This window comes from Streptomyces asiaticus, from assembly GCF_018138715.1.
Lineage (GTDB): Bacteria > Actinomycetota > Actinomycetes > Streptomycetales > Streptomycetaceae > Streptomyces > Streptomyces asiaticus.
Genome location: NZ_JAGSHX010000006.1, coordinates 5385268 through 5403735, shown reverse-complemented (window position 1 = coordinate 5403735; position 18468 = coordinate 5385268). Strand labels below are relative to the sequence as shown.

Genomic DNA, 18468 nt, shown 5'->3' with positions numbered 1-18468 from the left:
GTGTCACGCGGGTGTCGGACGGCACTCTCGACTCTGGGGGGCACCTCATGCAGCGACGCGATGTACTCAGGCTCTCCGCGCTTGCGGGCGCGGCGGGTGTGCTGACGCTCGATCCCATGACCTTCACCCAGGCCGACGCGGCGGGCACGGCCGACGGTCCTGAGCAGACCAAGACCCTCAGCGGCCATCTGCCCACCGGCGCGCCGGACTTCGTCTATGTACCGGTCGAGGTGCCGCGCGGGGTGCGCGAGATCGCCGTGTCGTATTCGTACGACAAGCCGACCGTCCCGGCCGGCACACAGGGCAACGCCTGCGACATCGGCATCTTCGACGAGCGCGGTACGGAGCTGGGCGGCCGCGGCTTCCGCGGCTGGTCCGGCGGGGCCCGTACGGAGTTCGCCATCAGCGCCGAGGAGGCCACCCCCGGCTATCTGGCGGGGCCGGTCACGGCGGGCACCTGGCATGTGGTGCTGGGGCCGTACACGGTCGCCCCGCAGGGCCTGGACTACAAGGTCACCGTCACACTGCGGTTCGGCGCGCCCGGCACCACCCCGAAGCCGGTGTACCCGCCGCAGCGGGCGAAGGGCCGGGGCCGCGCCTGGTACCGGGGCGACTCGCATCTGCACACCGTGTACTCCGACGGCAAGCGCACCCCGGCCGAGCTGGTCGCCGCCGCCCGCGCCGCCGGGCTGGACTTCATCACCACCACCGAGCACAACACCACATCGGCGCATGCCGCGTTCGAGGGTCTGTGGGGCGATGACCTGCTGATCCTCACCGGTGAGGAGATCACCACGCGCAATGGCCATGTGGTCGCCCTCGGCACCGACCCCGGCGTCTTCATCGACTGGCGCTACCGCGCCCGGGACAACCGCTTCGGCCAGTTCGCCCGCAAGATCCGGCAGGCCGGCGGCCTGGTGATCCCGGCCCATCCGCACGGCACCTGTGTCGGCTGCAACTGGAAGTTCGGCTTCAACGAGGCCGACGCGGTCGAGGTGTGGAACGCGGACTTCACCCCCGACGACGAGGTCACCGTCTCCGAGTGGGACAACACGCTGGTGGCCGCCGCCCGTGGCGACGGCCGCTGGCTGCCCGCCGTCGGCCACAGCGACGCCCACCGTGAGCCCCAGGTCGTCGGCCTGCCCCAGACGGTGGTGCTCGCCGACGACCTCTCCCGCACCGCCCTCCAGGAGGGCATCCGGGCCGGCCGCAGCTGGATCGCGGAGTCCTCCAAGATCGACCTCACCTTCGAGGCGGTCGGTGGCCGCGGCAAGCACGCCGGAATCGGCGAGCGCCTGAAGGTGGGCGGCGCGGAGGAGATCACGGTCCGGCTGAAGGTCTCCGGCGTGGGCCCGGGCTGCTCGGTGCGGTTCATCACCGACCAGGGCCAGCTCTACGGAACGCCGGTCCCCGCCTCCGGCGAGCTCACCGCCGAATGGCGTACGACGGCGTCCTACGCGGCGTACGTCCGCGCCGAGGTCCGCCACGCCCCGGCGGACGGCGGGGCATCGGGCATACCGGGCCCGATGGCCGCGATGACCAACCCGATCTGGCTGGGCGACCGTTGAGGAGGGTCCGGGTACGGGGTCGCCCCCGTACCCGGACCGAGGGCGTTTCCGTCAGCCACCGTGGAGCGGTCAGCAGCGGACCTTGCCGTAGTCGACCGGCTGTTCGACCGATCTCCACCGGGTCCCGGCCGCGGATGACGGAGTCGGCGTCGGCGTCGGCGTCGGGGCGCGAGTACGGGGCAGGAGCGGTGTGCGTCGATGTCGCCCGGCGGCTCAGAGGCGGCAGCTGATCTCCATGCCGTCCTCGATGGGGAAGCTGACGTTCTGGTAGCCGTTCGCCGGGTCGCGCACGTAGTCGAGGTAGGGCCGCATGGGGCCCTCGAACTGGTCGATGTCGTCGGCCACGACGAGGGCGCCGGGCCGCAGGATCGGTTCGAGCATCCGCAGCACGGGCAGGCACAGGTCCTTCCAGCCGTCGAGCAGGACCAGCTCCAGGGGGCCCTCGAGGCCGACGAGGGTCTCCCGGGCGTCCCCCTCCAGCACGGTGATCAGGTCGTCGAGACCGGTCTCGGTGAAGGTGCGGCGGGCCGCGGCGATCTTCTCCTTGCTCATTTCCGTGGTGACGACGCGCCCGGTGCCGTTGTCCCGCACGGCGGCGGCCAGATGGAGCGTGGAGATCCCGTAGGACATCCCGAACTCGACCACCGTGGCCGGGCGGATAGCCCGCACCAGGTTGTAGAGCAGCTTTCCGCCATCGGCGGAGATCGGCATGTAGATCCCGGCCGCGGCGTCGGCGAGTTCCTGCGGGGCCATTTCCAGTGCGCCGGGCGGCAGCTGCGCCTGGGCGGTCCCGTCCTGCTCGGCCAGCTCGAACATGCGGCTGATGGCGGTCTCGACCCGGGGGTCGGCAAGGGTGTGAGTGAGTGTCATGAGAGCTAGCGTAGACGCTACGTTGCGTCTCGTCTAGCGGATATGGAGCTGCCCCCGGTCGAGGAACGGGGGCCGTGTGTCCTGTCAGTTGGTGCGGCGGGCCGCGCGGACGCGGCGGCCGCCGTCGACCACCAGGTCCGTGCCGGTGATCCAGGACGCCTCGTCCGAGACCAGCCAGCGGACCGCGCGCGCCACGTCCTCCGGCTCGCCGATGCGGGCCAGCGGGAGCGTCGCGGCGATCTCCGGTTCGCCGGGCTCCCAGACGAAGCGGGCCATCTCGGTGCGGACCAGCCCCGGGGAGACGGCGTTGACGCGGACGGAGGGGGCCAGTTCTCCGGCGAGCTGGCGGGTGAGGCGGAGGAGGGCGGTCTTGGTGGTGCCGTAGGCGCCGACGTCCGGGCCGACGCCGTGGGTGCCCTCGGTGCAGATGTTGACGACCGCCCCGCCGTGGTCGCGCATCCAGCCCCGCCAGGCCGCCTGGGTCAGCCGCAGCGGCGCCTCCACGTTGGCCGTGAAGGCGGTGCGCCAGGCGAGCGGGTCCACGGCCATCAGCGGGCCGAGCGGGGCGTTGGTGGCGGCGTTGTTGACCAGGATGTCGAGGCGGCCGAACTCGGTCAGGGCCCGGGCCACGGCCGCCTCCGGGTGGGCCGGGTCCGCCACGTCCCCCGGGCAGCCGATGGCGCGCGGGCCGAGGCGGCGTACGGCGTCGGCCAGCCCCCTCGGGTCCCGCGCCGTGACGCACACCGCCGCGCCGTCCGCCGTCAGCGCCTCCGCCACGGCGAGCCCGATGCCCCGTGAACCACCCGTGACCAGGGCGGCCCGGCCGGTGAGGGAACCCGGTCCGGTGGGGCCGGTGGGTCCGGTGGATCCGGTGGGTCCGGCGGAGGCGGTGAGGCCGTCAGCCCCAGGCCCCGCACGCCCGCCGCCGAGTCCGGTGGGGCCGGTAGCGCCCGTGGACGCGGTAGGGCCCGTGGACGCGGTAGGGCCCGTGGACCCGGCAGGACCCAGGGGGTCCGTGCGGCCGCCAGACCTGTCGCGCCCGCCGCCCCCGCCGCCCCCGGCCGTCGCGCGCGTCACCGGCTCAGCCCCTCGTGCTCACCGTCTCCGTGTCGCGGCCCGACCGGAGCACCCGCCCCGGTACCGCGCCGGTGATCTCGTCGTCCCGGATGGTCTCCGTGCCGCCCACCCGGACGCTCACGATGCCCGTGGCGCGCGAGTCCAGCCGGGGGCTCTCGCCGGGCAGGTCGTGGACCAGCCGCGCCTGGCCCGCGTCGATCCGGTCGGGGTCGAAGAGGACCAGGTCGGCGTGGTAACCCTCGGCGATCCGGCCGCGCCCGCGCAGCCCCAGCAGCCGCGCCGGATCGTCCGTCAGCATCCGTACCGCCTGCTCCAGGCCGACCAGCTTCCGTCCGCGCAGACAGTCGCCGATGAAACGGGTGGTGTACGGGGCACCGCACATCCGGTCCAGATGGGCCCCGGCGTCGGAGCCGCCGAGCATGACGTCCTCGTGCTCCCAGGTCTGCCGGCGCAACTCCCAGCTGGCCGGGTCGTTGTCGGTCGGCATCGGCCACAGCACCGTACGCATCTCGTCCGCCGCGCAGATCTCCACCAGGCAGTGGAACGCCTCCTGCCCGCGCTCGGCGGCGATGTCGCGGACGACGCGCCCGGTCAGCCCGGCGTTGGCCGCGCTGTAGGTGTCGCCGATGACGTACCGGCCGAAGTGGGTGAGCCGCCGGAAGACCCCGGCCTCGGGGCTGCCTGCGCGGCGCAGCATCTCCTCCCGTACGGCCGGTTCGCGGAGCCTCGCGATCCGTTCCGGGATGGGCAGCCCCAGGATGTCGCCCCAGCCCGGGATGAGGTTGAGCGCGCAGAAGGTGCCGAGCGACATGTTCATGGGGGTGAGGATCGGCATCGTGAGGGCGACGATCCTGCCGCCCGCCTTGCGGGCGCGTTCGCTGGCCTGGAGCTGGCGCGGCACCCGCTCGGGAACGGCCGCGTCGATGGTCAGCACGTTCCAGTTGAGCGGGCGCCCGGCGGCCGCGCTCATGTCCACCAGCAGTTCGATCTCCTCGTCGGCGAACTGGTCGAGACAGCCCGCCACGATCGCCTCGATCTGCGTCCCCTCGTGGTCGCCGACGGCCCGGGAGAGCGCCAGGAGTTCCCCGGGCCGGGCGTGACGGGAGGCGACCGGCTGTCCGTCCCCGTCCGAGTGGGTCGAGGACTGGGTGGTGGACAGCCCCCACGCCCCCGCGTCCATCGCCTCGTGGAAGAGCCGCAGCATCTCCTCCAGCTGCGCCGGGCTGGGCTGTCCGCCGATCGCGTCCTCGCCCATCACATGGCGGCGCAGTGCGCAGTGCCCCACCATGAAGCCCGCGTTGACGGCGATCCGGCCCTCCAGCGCGTCCAGGTACTCGCCGAAGCCGTGCCAGTTCCAGGGCGCGCCCTGCTCCAGCGCCACCAGCGACATGCCCTCGACCCGGCTCATCATCCGCCGGGTGTAGTCGGCGTCGCCCGGCCGGTCGGGGTTGAGCGGGGCGAGGGTGAAACCGCAGTTGCCGCCGGCCACGGTGGTCACGCCGTGGTTCATGGACGGGGTGGCGTACGGATCCCAGAACAGCTGGGCGTCGTAGTGGGTGTGCGGATCGACGAACCCGGGCGCGAGGACGAGCCCGGTGGCGTCCTCGGTGGACCGGGCCGGTTCGGTGACGGCCCCGGGCTCGGCGATGGCCACGATCCGGCCGTCCCGGATGCCGACGTCGGCGACGTACGAGGGCGCGCCGGTGCCGTCCGCCACGGTGGCGCCCTTGATCAGGTGGTCGAGCACGGGTTCAGGTCCCTTCTCGCGTCTGCGGCCGGCGTCCGCGCCTGCTGCGTGACGGCCTGCGCGGCTACTGGGTGACGGCCTGCGGCTGGTGGGTGACGGCCTGCGCGGCTGGTGGGTGACAGCGGCTACTGGGTGACGGCCTGGCGGAAGCGGGTCGTGCGGTGCACCGGATCGGTGTCGATCTTCGGGATGACGTGCTCGCCGATGAGCTTGATCGTGTTCATCGTGTCCTCGTAGCCGATCCCGATCGGCAGCCCGAACGACAGCTGGTCGGCCCCGGCCTGCTCCCACCGCTTGCACTGGCGGAAGACCTCGTCCGGGTCGCCGCAGATCATCAGCTCCTCGGCGATGAGGAGTTCGATGATCTCCTCGGTGTACTCCGGCAGCAGTTCGGGCCACTGCGGGATGCCGTCCGGGCGGGGGAAGGTGTCGTGGTAGCGGAAGAGCAGCGACTGGAGGTAGTTGAGCCCGCCGCCGAGCGCGACCTCGACGGCCTTGGCGTGGGTCTCGGCGCAGATCGCGGTCGAGGTGACCATCACGTTGTCGTTGACGAAGCCGCCGACCGGTTCGGCCTCCTTGACCGCGTTCTTGTAGGAGTCGAGGGCCCACTCCATGTCGGAGACCTTCTGGATGGAGAAGCCGAGCACGCCGAGGCCCTTCTTGCCCGCCATCGCGTACGAGGGCGGCGATCCGGCCGCGTACCACATCGCCGGGTGGGCGGCCCCGTACGGCTTGGGCAGCACCTTGCGCGGCGGCAGCGTCCAGTGCTTGCCGGTGAAGCCCTGGTACTCGTCCTGCAACCACATCTTGGGGAACTCGGCGATCGTCTCTTCCCAGATCTCCTTGGTGGCGTTCATGTCGGTCACGCCCGGCAGGAAGCCCAGGATCTCGTGGCTGCCCGCGCCCCGGCCGGAGCCGAACTCGAACCGGCCGCCGGAGAGGTGGTCGAGCATCGCGACCTTCTCGGCCACCTTGACCGGGTGGTTGACCTGCGGCAACGGGTTGAAGATGCCGGAGCCGAGGTGGATGCGCTCGGTGGCGTGGGCGAGATAGCCGAGGAAGACGTCGTTCGCGGAGAGGTGGGAGTACTCGTCCAGGAAGTGGTGCTCGGAGGCCCATACGTACTTGAAGCCCGACCGGTCGGCCTGGATGACGTACTCGGTCTCCTCGACGAGCGCGTGATGCTCGGCCTCGGGGTCGGTTCGGCGTCGGCTTTCGGGGACGTAGCCCTGCACGAAGAGTCCGAATTCCATGGAGGTTCACCGCCTCAGACGAACGTCGATCTGACGGATCGTCAGATTTTGATTGACTCTGGCACCGCGGGCACGGACCGTCAAGGGCCGGAGCCGGGCCGGCCCAGCGGCCGGGGTTAGAAGACCGAGACGCCCGTCAGCCAGCCGCCGTCGACGACGAACGGCTGGCCGGTGACGTACGAGGAGTCCTCCGAGGACAGGAAGAGCGCGAGCCGCGCCACCTCCTCCGGGCGGCCGATCCGGCCCAGCGGGACCAGCTTGCGGTAGAGCTCGTCGACCGCCGCCGTCGCCTCCGCGGTGTCGGCTTCCGGGTCGAGGTGGGCCGGGTTGGTCATGGGGGTGTCGACCGCGCCCGGGCACATCGCGTTGACCCGGATGCCCTTGTCCGCGAGCTCCATCGCGGCCACCCGCGTCATCCCCACCACCGCCGCCTTCGTCGCGGCGTACGCGGTGAGGAGGGGCATACCGGACAGGGCGACGTACGAGGCGGTGTTCACGATCGTCCCGCCGCCCGCCGCCGCCAGCTCCGGCGCGACCGTCCGCATCCCCAGGAACGTGCCGACCTGGTTGACCTGGACCACCTCCAGGTACTCCGCCAGCGGGGTGCCGACCAGCTCGTTGAAGCGGAGGATCCCGGCGTTGTTGACCAGGCCGTCCACCGAGCCGAAGGCGTCCCTGGCGGCGGCGACGGCGGCGGTCCAGTCGTCCTCGCGGCCCACGTCCAGATGGACGAACCGGGCGCCCTCCCCCAGCTCCTTGGCCAGTGCCTCGCCCGGCTCGTCCAGTACGTCGCCGAGGACCACGCGCGCGCCCTCGGCCGCGAACAGCCGCGCCTCCTGCTCACCCTGTCCGCGCGCCGCCCCGGTGATGATGACGACCCGCCCGTCCAGCTTGCCCATTCCGATCTCCCTAGTCATCCCTGGTCATCGAGGTGCGGAGCGACATCGGCGGCGAAGGCCGCCATCTGGTCGGTCAGTTCGGTGTGGTCCCGGCAGCGGAACCGCACCTGGATCTGGTCCACCCCCATCGCGGCGTAGGCGCGCAGGCTCTCGGCGAGCCGTTCCGGCGCGCCGGTGAGGGTCCGGCGCCCCACGTCCCAGCCCGGTTCGCCCACGTACAGCGGCTCGGTGATCGCGCCGATCTCGGCGGGCTCGTCACAGCCCCGATCGTGTTGGGCCGCCTCCTTCCGCAGCTCGCACAGCCGGGCGATCTGCCCCGGCAGCCGGTCCCGTGGGTCGCCCTGCGGCAGCCAGCCGTCGCCCCGGACCGCCGCCCGGCGCACCGCCGCGGGCGAGGAGCCGCCGATCCACAGCGGGGGCCGTGGCGTCTGGACGGGGCGCGGGGCCTGCCCGAGGCCGCTGAACGCGAACCGCTCACCGCGGAAGTCGGGGAACTCCTCCGGTCCCAGCGCCGCCTTCAGCGCGTCGACCGTCTCGTCCAGCAGCGCCCCGCGCCGGGCGAAGTCCACCCCGAGCGCCTCGAACTCCTCCCGGACGTGCCCGGCCCCGACCCCGAGGATCAGCCGGCCGCCGGAGAGGTGGTCGAGCGTGGCGTACTGCTTGGCGGTCAGCAGCGGATGGCGCAGCGCGGCGACCGCCACATGGCTGAGCAGCCGCACCCGCTCGGTGGCCGCGGCGAGCCAGCCGAGGGTGGCCACCGGGTCGTACCAGACGGTGCCCATGGCCGCGGCCAGCCGCCGCGGGATCGCGACGTGGTCGCAGACGGCGAGGTACGCGAAGCCGAGCCGGTCGGCGGCGCGGGCGATCTCGAGCAGCTCGGCCGGGCCCGCCCCGGCCTCCCACGGCTCGGCGTAGAGGGTGGACTGCGACTGGATCGGCAGCTGCATGCCGTAGCTCAACCGGCCCCGGGGCAGGACGCGCATGCCGGGCCTCCTTGTCGGTGGACCGTCATCGTCGTATCTGACGTCGGACATGGTCGTATCTGACGGTCCATCAGACAAGGGGTACGGCAGTCTCGTCCCGCCGCGCGACGCTTTGCTAGCGTACGGACGTTCGGACCTCGGGGCCCACGCCCGCCGCCCCGCCCACGGGGCACAGGCAAGGAGGCACAACAAGGGGGCACGGCAAGGGGCACACAGAGGGGCACGTGATGATCGAGACGGTCTTCCGCTGCGAGGATCTGCCCAGAGCGGATCGGTTCGACTTCTGGCGCGAGCGGATGGCACAGCTCATGGCGCCGATGGAGATGACCAGCGACCACACCCGGGACTTCCGGGGCGAGGTGCGCATCCTCGAGTTCGGCGCCGCCTCCGTCTGGCCCACGAGGTTCCGTGAGATGAACTTCCGGCGGACGCCCAAGCTCATCCGGCAGTCCGACCCCGAGCTGTACCACTTCTCGTTCATCCAGGAGGGAAACCTCCAGGTCTCCCAGTCCCGCCAGGAGGCCGCGCACAGGGCGGAGGGCCTCTATGTCGTCGACACCTCACGGCCCTTCGACTGCCTGGCCTTCGGCGGCCCTCCGGCGGGTGTGGGCCTGGAGATCCCCAAGGCCCTGATCCCGGTCCCCCACGACCGGATCGACCGGCTGCTCGCCCGGCCCATCCCGGCGCGCGAAGGGGTGGGCGCCCTGCTCACGGGGTTCCTCGCCCGGCTCGCTGCGGACCGCTCGTTACGCCCCTCCGACGGACCGCGGCTGGGAACCGTGCTGATCGACCTGGCGGCCGCGCTGCTCGCCCAGGCCGTCGAGGCCGACGACGCGCTGCCGCCCGAGACCCACCGGCACACCCTGGCCCTGCGGGTGCAGAACTTCATCCTGGGGAACCTGTCCGACCCGGAGCTGTCCCCGGCCACCATCGCCGCCGCGCACCACATCTCCGTCGGCTATCTGCACCGCCTCTTCCGAGCCCGCGACACCACGGTCTCCGCGTGGATCCGGCAACAGCGGCTGGACCGCGTACGGCGCGACCTCACCGACCCCGGCCTGCTCACGGTCCGCATCCATGAACTCGCCGCCCGCTGGGGCTTCGCCCACCCCGCCGTCTTCAGCCGCGCCTTCCGCGCCGCGTACGGGATGCCGCCCAGCGACTACCGCCATCTGGCGCTTGTCTCCCGCGCGCCGGGCGCTACCCCGCGACGCCCGGTGCGCAGGGACGCCCGGCCCTCCGCGCCGCCCACGGCCCCTGTCACGTCGTAGGGGTGGGTGACGGCGTGGGGTGGCGGGGAGGGCCGATATGTCCCACAGCCTGCCGGACAGTCCGGGGGTTGTTCATTGACCGGCAGTGACCGCTTTCTTGCTCCTACGTGACCAGGGTGGCACCGGAACCGGCACCCCTCCGTGACCAGGGTGGCACCGGAACCGGCACCCCTCCGTGACCAGGGCGGCACCGGAACCGGCACCCCTCCGTGACCAGGACGACGGCGCCGAAACCAACCCGCTACGCCCCAGGCGCCCCCGCCCACAGCCCGTCCGCCGTGAGCCCCAGCAGCTCGATCGCGTTGCCGCGCACGATCCGGTCCACGACGTCCGGCGCCAGATGCCCCATCTGCGCCTCGCCGACCTCCCGCGACTTGGGCCAGGTGGAGTCCGAGTGCGGATAGTCCGTCTCGTACAGCACATTGCCGACCCCGATGGCGTCGAGGTTGCGCAGCCCGAAGGCGTCGTCGAAGAAGCAGCCGTAGACATGCTCGGCGAACAGCTCGGACGGCGGGCGCAGCACCTTGTCGGCCACTCCGCCCCAGCCCCGGTTCTCCTCCCACACCACATCGGCGCGCTCGAGGATGTAGGGGATCCAGCCGATCTGGCCCTCCGCGTACATCACCTTGAGGTTCGGGAAGCGCTCGAACTTCCCGCTCATCAGCCAGTCGACCATCGAGAAGCAGCAGTTGGCGAAGGTGATCGTGGAGCCAACCGCGGGGGGCGCGTCGGCCGAGGTCGAGGGCATCCTCGAGGAGGAGCCGATGTGCATCGCGACGACCGTGCCGGTCTCGTCGCACGCGGCCAGGAGCGGGTCCCAGTCGTCGGTGTGGATCGAGGGCAGCCCCAGGTTCGGCGGGATCTCCGAGAAGCAGACGGCCCGCACCCCGCGCGCCGCGTTCCGCCGCACCTCGGCGGCGGCCAGCTCGGCGTCCCACAGCGGGATGATGATCAGCGGGATCAGCCGGCCCCGGGCCTCGGGGCCGCACCACTCCTCCACCATCCAGTCGTTGTACGCCCGCACCCCGAGCAGCCCCAGCTCGCGGTCGGCGGCCTCGGTGAAGGTCTGCCCGCAGAAGCGGGGGAAGGTCGGGAAGCAGAGCGCGGACTGGACGTGGTTGACGTCCATGTCCGCGAGCCGGTCCGGCACCGAGAAGGAGCCGGGCCGCATCTGCTCGTAGGTGATGGCCTCCAGCTTGACCTCGTCCCGGTCGTAGCCGACGGCGGTGTCCAGCCGGGTCAGCGGCCGGTGCAGCTCCTCGTACACCCACCAGTCCGCGAGCGGCCCGTCGTCCCCGGGCGCGCCCATCTTCGGGGCGAACTTGCCGCCGATGAAGGTCATCTCCTTCAGCGGCGCCCGGACGATGCGCGGCCCGCTGTCGCGGTACTTCGACGGGAGCCGGTCCCGCCAGACGTGAGGGGGCTCAACCGTGTGGTCGTCCACCGAGATTATCTTCGGGAAGCTCTCCATGACTGCACGGTAGCGCCGATCTGACGGATCGTCAGCTAGTGGGGCGTCTCCTGGGATGTTCGATGGATGCCCCGGAGACGTCGCACTCTTTACTGACGTACCAGCCGCGGGCACGGCAGACTGGCCGTACAGCGAGGAAGCACGTGCGGGGGGCACCATGGCCGGCGACGAGCGCCTGGGGCGGCAGGAAGGTTCCACCGGTTCCGTACCGGACCAGTGCCGGCACGGTGAAGAGGCGAGCCTGGCCCTCGGCGAGGAGCCGGACTCCGCCCCCGGCCGGACCCGGCTCGAACTGGAGTTGGACAGCGGCCGTGGCGCCGATGTCGTCCGCGAGCTGCGGCCGCACGTCCCCCCGCGGCCCGCCACCGCGCTCTCCCGGCCCACCGCCGCCAACCGCCCGCGACGCCCCCTGGCCGACACCGCCGCCGTGCGCCCCGCGCAGCTGCCCGCGGCGGTGGCGGACTTCACCGGCCGCGAGGACCTCGTACGGAAGCTGAGCGACCGGCTCGCGACCTCCGCCGACCGGCCGGCCGCCATCGCGATCGCCGGTATCGGAGGCATCGGCAAGACCGCCCTGGCCGTTCATCTCGCGCACACCGCCCGCCACCGCTTCCCCGACGGTCAGCTCTATGTCGACCTCGGCGGTTCGGGCCCCTCCCCCGCCGACCCCGAGACCGTGCTCGGCGCCTTCCTGCGCTCGCTCGGCACCCCCGACGCCGCCATTCCGGACGGCACCGAGGAGCGCGCCGCGCTCTACCGCGCGTGTCTCGAGGACCGCCGCATCCTCGTCCTCCTGGACAACGCCTGCGACGCCGCTCAGGTCCGGCCGCTGCTCCCCGACGACGGCGCACCGGACTGCGTCGCGCTGATCACCAGCCGCACCCATATGTCCGACCTGGGCCACGCCCACCCGGTCGACCTGGACGCGATGAGACCGCCGGAGGCGTTCGCCCTCTTCGCGCAGATCGTGGGCCAGGAGCGGGCGACCGTGGAACGTGCCGAGGTCATGGACGTGGTGGCGGCCTGCTCCTACCTCCCGCTCGCGATCCGCATAGCGGCCTCCCGGCTCGCCTCCCGCCGCACCTGGACCGTCTCCGTCCTCGCCCGCAAACTCGCCGACGAGCGCCGGCGGCTGGACGAGCTGCGGGCCGGGGATCTGGCGGTCAAGGCGACCTTCGAACTCGGCTACGGACAGCTCGACCCGGCTCAGGCCCGCGCCTTCCGGCTGCTGGGCCTGGCCGGCGGCCCGGACATCTCCCTGCCGGCCGCGGGCGCGGTGCTCGGCCTCGACGTCGCGGAGACCGGCCGGCTTCTGACCTCCCTCGTGGACATCTCACTGCTGGAGTCCGCCGTACCGGGGCGCTACCGCTTCCATGACCTCGTACGGCTCTACGCACGGGCATGCGCGGAGCGGGAGCGGCGGGCGGTGGCGGAGCGCGAGGAGGCGCTGTCCCGGTTGCTGGACTTCTACCTGGCGACGGCGGCGCGGGTGTACGCCCTGGAGCGGCCCGGGGACCGCATGGTCGAGCACCTGGAGCCCACCGGCCATCCCGGACTGCTCTTCGAGACCTCGAAGGCCGCCCTGGACTGGCTCTTCGCGGAGGCCGACTGCCTGCTCGCCTGTGTGCCCAAGTGCACCGGGGAGAGCACCCGCCGCCGCACCGGGGACCTGCTGCTGGGCGCGCTGGACCTCGCCGAGTCCGGTGCCCGGCCGCGGCAGTACGAGACGGTGGCACAGGCGGTCTGCGACGCCGCCCACACCGCCGGGGATTCCCGTACCGAGGCCCGCGCCCGCTCGGCACTGGGCCATCTGTACAGCTTTACGGGCCGGTACGGCCACGCCGAGCGGGAGTTGCGCCGCGCCCTGGAGCTGGACGGCGACGATCCGGTGGTCGCCAGCCGCGCCTCCAACCAACTCGGCATCGTGGCCAACGGGCTGGGGCGGCACGAAGACGCCGAGAGGTACCTGGGCCAGGCGCTCGAGGCGTTCCGCGCCGATGCCAACGAGGCGGGTGAGGCGAGCGCCCTGGCCAATCTCTCCCGGCTCCATGTGAGCCGGGGCCGCACCCGGACCGGTGTGGAACTGGCCGAGCAGGGGCTCGCCATCTACCGCAGGCTCGGCGCACCCCTGCGGCTCGCCAACGGGATGTACACCGTCGGCATCGCGCTGACGCGCGCCCACCGCCTGGAGGAGGCGTCCGTCCACCTCACCGAGGCGCTCGATCTCTTTCGCGAGGCCCGTCAGCCGCTGTGGGAAGGCATGGCACATTTCCGGCTGGCCGAAATGCATCTGGCAGCGCAGCGCCCCTCGGAAGCGGTGGCACACGCCGAACAGTCCCTGGCCCTGGGCGGTCTCGGCGGCGAGTGGCGGCGCTTCTCCTTTCTCACCGTTCTGGCGAAGGCCCTGATGGCAGCCGGGCAGCGAACCCGGGCCCAGGACTGCTGGAGGCAGGCCCAGGCCCTCCGGGAACGGCTGGGCTCACCCGAGCCGGAGGAGGTACGGCAGCTGCTGTCCACCTCGGCGCCGGATCTCCCCGCGGCCACGGATCCGTATCCCGGCCATCGCGACGCGTACGGAGTCGGCCCTCCGCTGACTGAAAGCGACCCCTGGACCTGACGATGCGTCGGCACTCCGAGGGCCGTGAAGTATGGCGGGCCTTGTGGAGAGGTCCGGCCCCTACTGACGTAAGGGGTATCGGCAAGGCAAACTGGCCCGTGCAACTGGGAGCAGAGGCAGGGGGAGACCATGGCCGGCGAGATGGAGCGGGCACAGGAGCAGCCCTTGCGCTTCACCGTGCTCGGACCGGTACGGGCCTGGCGGGGCGAAGAACAGGTGAACACCGGATCACCACAGCAAAGAGCCCTGCTCACCGCTCTCTTGCTGCGCGGTGGGCGCACCGCCACCGCCCCCGAGCTCATCGACGCCCTGTGGGGCGACGACCCGCCGGACGCCGCCATCGCGGCGCTGCGCACCTACGCCTCCCGGCTGCGCAAGGCATTCACCCCGCAATCCGACGTTCTGGTCAGCGAGTCGGGGGGCTACGCGGTCCAGGTGGGCCTCGGGGCCCTGGACACCGACGTGGCCGAGCGCCTGGTGGCGGAGGCGGAGAAGGCACGGCACTCGGGCGACCGGCCGCGGGCCCATGAACTCATCGGCCAGGCACTGGGCCTCTGGGACGGCGAGGCCCTGGCCGGAGTGCCGGGGCCCTACGCCATGACACAGCGCGTCCGGCTGTCGGAGTGGCATCTCGTCCTCACCGAGACCAGGCTCGATCTTGATCTGGAGCTGGGCCACCACACCGAGGTGGTCTCCGAACTCACCGCTCTCACCGCCGCCCATCCGCTCCGGGAACGGCTGCGCGAACTGCTGATGCTGGCGCTCTACCGCAGCGGCCGACAGGCCGAGGCGCTGGCCGTGTACAACGACACCCGGCGGCTGCTCGCCGAGGACCTCGGCGTGGACCCCTGCCCGGAACTCTCCGAGCTGCATCAGCGCATTCTCCAGGCGGATGCCGAGCTGGCCGCCCCGGTGGACGACCGGGCTCAGGCGGGGCCCAGCTTTGTCCGGCCGGCCCAGCTTCCCGCGACGGTGGCCGACTTCACCGGCCGTGTCGCTTTCGTCGACGAGCTGAGCGATCAGCTCGCCACCGCCGAGGGGCGTGTCATGGCCGTGTCAGCCGTGGCCGGAATCGGGGGCGTCGGCAAGACGACGCTCGCCGTGCACGTCGCCCACGCGGCCCGCCATCAGTTCCCCGACGGCCAGCTCTATGTCGACCTTCAGGGGGCGGGCCCGGTACCGGCGGAGCCCAACGCGATACTGGGCGCCTTCCTGCGCGCCCTCGGCACCCCGGACACCGCGATCCCCGAGGGCGTCCACGAGCGTGCCGCGCTCTACCGCTCGATGCTGGACGGCCGCCGGGTGCTCACGCTGCTGGACAACGCACGCGACGCCGCACAGGTGCGGCCGCTGCTGCCCGGTACGGAGGGCTGCGCCGCACTGATCACCAGCCGGACCCGGATGGTCGACCTGGAGGGCGCCCACCTGGTCGACCTGGACGTGATGAGCCCGGAAGAGGCGCTCGCCCTCTTCACGCGGATAGTGGGCGAGGAGCGTGTCGTCAGCGAACGGGACGCGGCCATGGACGTGGTGGCGGCGTGCGGCTTCCTCCCGCTGGCCATCCGGATCGCGGCCTCCCGGCTGGCCTCGCGCCGCACCTGGACCGTCTCCACGCTGGCGCACAAGCTCGCCAACCAGCGCCGCCGGCTGGACGAGCTGCGGGTCGGCGACCTGGCCGTGCGGGCCACCTTCGAACTGGGCTACGGCCAGTTGGAACCGTCACAGGCCCGGGCGTTCCGGCTGCTGGGGCTCGCGGACGGCCCCGACATCTCGCTCGCCGCCGCGGCGGTCGTCCTGGACATGGACACGTTCGCCACCGAGGAACTCCTGGAGTCCCTGGTCGACGCCTCCCTGCTGGAGTCCGCGGCGCCCGGCCGCTACCGCTACCACGACCTGGTACGCCTCTACGCGCGTGACTGCGCGGAGCGGCACCAGTCGGCCACGGACCGCGAGGCGGCGCTCTCCCGGCTGTTGGACTTCTACCTCGCCACGGCCGCACGGGTGTACGCCATGGAGCGGCCCGGCGACCGCCTGGGCGACCACCTGGCCCCGGCCGACCACCCCGGCCTGGTCTTTCCGCATCAGGACGCCGCTCTGGACTGGCTGTTCAGCGAGGCGGACTGCCTGCTGGCCTGCGCCCAGCAGGCCGCCCCGGGCAGCACCCTGGGCCGGGCGGCGGATCTGCTGCTCGCCGCGATGGACCTCGCCGAGTCCGGCGCCAACGCCCCCCGCTACGAGGCCGTCGCCCGCGTCGTCAGCGAAACGGCGCACGCGGTCGGCGACACCCGGGCCGAAGGCCGGGCCCGTACCTGCCTCGCCAAGGTGCGCAACCTCACCGGCCGGCTCGAGGAGGCCGACGCGGAGGCGGAACGCGCCCTGGCCTTGGGCTCGGCGGTCAAGGACCATGTCACGATGGGGCGCGCCCTCACCGAGCGCGGCATCATCGCGCATCTCAGCCGTACCCGCTGGGATGACGCGGAGCGGCATTTCCTCCGCGCCATCGACGCCTACCGGGCCGTGGACGACCAGCCCGGAGAGGCCAGCGCGCTGTGCAACCTCTCCCGTGCGTATGTGGAGATGGGCCGCATCGACAGCGCCGTGGACCTGGCCCGGCAGGGCGTGCGGATCTACGGGAGCCTGGGACGCACCCTGCGCCTGGCCAACGGCAAGTACGCGCTCGGTATCGCGCTGACCGGGGCGGGCAGCCTCACTCAAGCGCTCGAGCAGCTCACCGAGGCCCTCGGCCTGTTCCGCGAGCACCGCCAGCCGCTCTGGGAGGGCATGACCCACCAGCGGCTGGCCGAGGCGCACCTGTCGATCGGGCGCCCCGCGGAGGCCGCCACCCACGCCGAACAGGCTCTTGCCCTGCGGGGCATCGGGGGTGAGTGGCGCCGCGCCATCGTACTGACCCTGCTCGGCAAGGCGCTGCTGGCGCTCGGGCAGAACGAGCGCGCGGATGCCTGCTGGCGTGAGGCGCTGTCAATTCACCAGCGGCTGGGGACACCTGAGGCGGAGGACGTCCGCAGGCTTCTGGCCCCCGCGACCGCCGCATAACGGCGCGGCTCGCCGACCGTTCATCAATCGTTTATCGCCGTCCGGGAGTCTTAGCAGTGGTCGACCCGTCCCCGCGGGGGGCAGACGGGTCGGTTGCGAGGTCACACCGTAAGGTGGACGGCCCTTTTGAGACACCCGTCCGGCGACCCACGGGGGAGTCGCCGGGCGGGTGCCAACGGCCTATACCGACCAAAGCATCCGATGGAGTTGATCGTGACAAACACGGACAAGAAACCCGAGTCCGACGTCTACCGGCCACTGGAGGCCGACCCGGCGCCCTTCACCACTCAGGACGAGGGCCACACCCCGGCACCTCCTCAGGTGTCCACCCAGGGCGAAGGCCACACACCCGCTCCGCCCCAGCTGAGCACCATGGGTGAGGGCCACACGCCCGCACCGCCGCAGCTGAGCACCATGGGCGAGGGCCACACGCCCGCACCGCCGCAGCTGAGCACCATGGGCGAGGGCCACACGCCCGCACCGCCGCAGCTGAGCACCATGGGCGAGGGCCACACACCGGCACCGCCGCAGCTGAGCGCCGAAGGCGAGGGCCACACACCTTCGGCACCCCAGTAGGGGCACACGAAAGTGTCGCTCATTTCCATGAGGTAACACCGCGGGGCCGATGTCGATGACGCGGAGGGGACGTCATCGACATCGGCCCCTTTGCGCGGGCCACCTCCCGGACGAACGACCCCGCGCCCCCACCGCACCACCGGGCGCACCCCCTTTCCGCCAAGCTTCGACCAGTTCCGGCCAGATGGCCGAACACATGTACCCCTCATTGTTAATTTGCAGTACAAAACAGATAATCACCCCCCGTAACGGAGGAACCGGAATGACTCGTGCCACAAAGGGCATTGCGACCTTGATTATCGCCATAGGTGCGGCGGTCGGAGCCACAAGCCAGACAGCCGCATTCGCGTCTGCAAGCGATAGTCACACCCCCATCGTCGGTGTGGACAGTGGTGAATACGCCACAACTGCCGCTCCGGGCCCGCAGGGCGAGGGTCATGCCCCCACCAGCCCGCAGTAGGCGCCACGAGACACTCGTGAGCACCAAGGGGGGCCGGGCGAAAACGCCCGGCCCCTTTGCGCTGCCCCGCGCCGGGTGCGCGTACGCGCACCGGAGCGCACTCTTCAGCGGTCACGCCCCGGGCACAGGCTGACCACATCGCACTGAAGGATCACCTCGTAGGGGCCACCTTGGGTCTCCGCGCCCTTGGCATTGGCACTGGCATGGCCGGTGTCCGGCATGAATCGCCATTGCGAGGGCTTGGTATGCCGGGTCCCGTTGGCCTTCTCCACGCGGATCTGAAGCGTGCGCGCCTCGGGGTCGTTCGTCTCGACCAGAACCTCGTCCGTGGCGAGCGGGAAGTGATCGTGCAGCAGGCAGAGGCCGAAACGGTCGAGGTTTCCGTGTTTCTCCAGCACCGCGATGAGGTCCCGGACGAACTCCGCGTCCTGCGGGCCCAGCCCTTCGGCTTCCTCGAACCTGGGAAGTGCGGGCCGCTGGTGGGTCGCGTTTTTACCGGCCATAAGCCCTCTCCTATGGTCAACGGATCAGCTTATGCACTCTTGAAAGATCGTAAGCCGCGATATGGAGTGCCGCAATCCAGAGCCGACCGCCCACCATGCGGCCAATCGATTGGACCTTC

Annotated in this window: 12 protein-coding genes and 1 pseudogene; 5 read left to right on the top strand and 8 right to left on the bottom strand. The window is 71.8% G+C overall.

Features of this window, described 5'->3' with window-relative positions; all coding sequences use genetic code 11:
* The first annotated feature begins 47 nt into the window (after positions 1-47).
* Positions 48-1568 carry a CehA/McbA family metallohydrolase gene (locus KHP12_RS30510; protein WP_208653189.1) on the top strand — a complete coding sequence of 507 codons (1521 nt, stop codon included), beginning with the start codon at positions 48-50 and terminating at the stop codon, positions 1566-1568.
* A 213-nt stretch (positions 1569-1781) separates the two neighbouring features.
* On the opposite strand, the gene KHP12_RS30505 is transcribed toward KHP12_RS30510, so the two are convergent.
* The 6 genes and pseudogenes from KHP12_RS30505 to KHP12_RS30480 all read right to left on the bottom strand — a co-directional run bounded on the left by KHP12_RS30505 (position 1782) and on the right by KHP12_RS30480 (position 8397).
* A complete protein-coding gene (locus KHP12_RS30505; RefSeq protein ID WP_086884804.1) occupies positions 1782-2438 on the bottom strand; it encodes an O-methyltransferase in 657 nt (218 codons plus the stop codon).
* Positions 2439-2522: 84 nt separating this feature from the next.
* A pseudogene (locus KHP12_RS30500) lies at positions 2523-3269 on the bottom strand (SDR family oxidoreductase); the annotation flags it as partial.
* Between the two features lie 250 nt (positions 3270-3519).
* On the bottom strand, positions 3520-5262 hold the full coding sequence (locus KHP12_RS30495; protein ID WP_086884671.1) for an N-acyl-D-amino-acid deacylase family protein: 1743 nt from the start codon (positions 5260-5262) through the stop codon (positions 3520-3522).
* A gap of 125 nt (positions 5263-5387) precedes the next feature.
* Positions 5388-6515, bottom strand: a complete 1128-nt coding sequence (locus KHP12_RS30490) for an LLM class flavin-dependent oxidoreductase (RefSeq protein WP_037947950.1) — start codon at positions 6513-6515, stop codon at positions 5388-5390.
* A 116-nt stretch (positions 6516-6631) separates the two neighbouring features.
* On the bottom strand, positions 6632-7414 hold the full coding sequence (locus tag KHP12_RS30485; RefSeq protein WP_086884672.1) for an SDR family NAD(P)-dependent oxidoreductase: 783 nt from the start codon (positions 7412-7414) through the stop codon (positions 6632-6634).
* Positions 7415-7428: 14 nt separating this feature from the next.
* Positions 7429-8397 (bottom strand): LLM class F420-dependent oxidoreductase, encoded by a 969-nt coding sequence (locus tag KHP12_RS30480; RefSeq protein WP_086884673.1) that lies wholly within the window; start codon positions 8395-8397, stop codon positions 7429-7431.
* Positions 8398-8624: 227 nt separating this feature from the next.
* Between KHP12_RS30480 and KHP12_RS30475 the strand changes: the two genes are divergently transcribed.
* Positions 8625-9668, top strand: a complete 1044-nt coding sequence (locus KHP12_RS30475) for an AraC family transcriptional regulator (RefSeq protein WP_210609708.1) — start codon at positions 8625-8627, stop codon at positions 9666-9668.
* 241 nt (positions 9669-9909) lie between these two features.
* On the opposite strand, the gene KHP12_RS30470 is transcribed toward KHP12_RS30475, so the two are convergent.
* Positions 9910-11139, bottom strand: a complete 1230-nt coding sequence (locus KHP12_RS30470) for an amidohydrolase family protein (protein ID WP_086886210.1) — start codon at positions 11137-11139, stop codon at positions 9910-9912.
* Between the two features lie 157 nt (positions 11140-11296).
* Here KHP12_RS30470 and KHP12_RS30465 point away from each other — a divergent pair, with 157 nt between their 5' ends.
* The 3 genes from KHP12_RS30465 to KHP12_RS30455 all read left to right on the top strand — a co-directional run bounded on the left by KHP12_RS30465 (position 11297) and on the right by KHP12_RS30455 (position 17386).
* On the top strand, positions 11297-13756 hold the full coding sequence (locus KHP12_RS30465; protein ID WP_086886209.1) for an ATP-binding protein: 2460 nt from the start codon (positions 11297-11299) through the stop codon (positions 13754-13756).
* Between the two features lie 129 nt (positions 13757-13885).
* On the top strand, positions 13886-16810 hold the full coding sequence (gene afsR / locus KHP12_RS30460) for an SARP-family global regulator AfsR (protein ID WP_086886208.1): 2925 nt from the start codon (positions 13886-13888) through the stop codon (positions 16808-16810).
* Positions 16811-17023: 213 nt separating this feature from the next.
* Positions 17024-17386, top strand: a complete 363-nt coding sequence (locus KHP12_RS30455) for a DUF1631 domain-containing protein (RefSeq protein WP_143678478.1) — start codon at positions 17024-17026, stop codon at positions 17384-17386.
* Between the two features lie 564 nt (positions 17387-17950).
* On the opposite strand, the gene KHP12_RS30450 is transcribed toward KHP12_RS30455, so the two are convergent.
* Positions 17951-18349, bottom strand: a complete 399-nt coding sequence (locus KHP12_RS30450) for a hypothetical protein (protein ID WP_086884041.1) — start codon at positions 18347-18349, stop codon at positions 17951-17953.
* Positions 18350-18468: the final 119 nt, after the last annotated feature.